Consider the following 442-nt stretch of genomic DNA (forward strand, 5'->3'; position numbering starts at 1 on the left):
GTATGTCTGGCCGCGCCGCTGAGCGGGCCATTGGCCGATCATATGCAGCATATGGCACAGGCTCGGGTGCAGCCGCTTGGCAGCGCCGCGACACTGGCGCGTTCGGCACCTGCGCTGGGAACTGCGCGGGACACGGCGAACACCACGCTGCAGGAGGTCGAGGGGACCCGCTATCGCTTCGTGCAGCGCAGCTTCACCGGCCCCTGCGGGCTTGTGCTGGGGGACATCCTGCTGGGCTTTGACGCCGCGCGCACCGGCGCGGATGAGGCTGAACAGGCGGCGCTTCATTTCACCGCGCTGCTGGCGTCGCTGCTGGCCGAGCGCCGCGGCAAGCTGGCCATGGCGCGCGACTTGGCGGCGCTGGGGCGTCATGCGGCGCATCTGCAGCGGCGTCTGCGCAAGGACCCTCTCACCGGGCTGGAAAATGCCACCTCCTTCGAGG

General features: G+C 69.9%; 1 protein-coding gene. It reads left to right on the forward strand.

From position 1 onward, the window contains the following. Positions 1 to 442: hypothetical protein (locus ACXAG7_RS19975; protein ID WP_476667927.1), on the forward strand; the 442-nt coding region annotated here is incomplete at both ends.

The organism is Tenacibaculum sp. AWR4_210, from assembly GCF_056160945.1.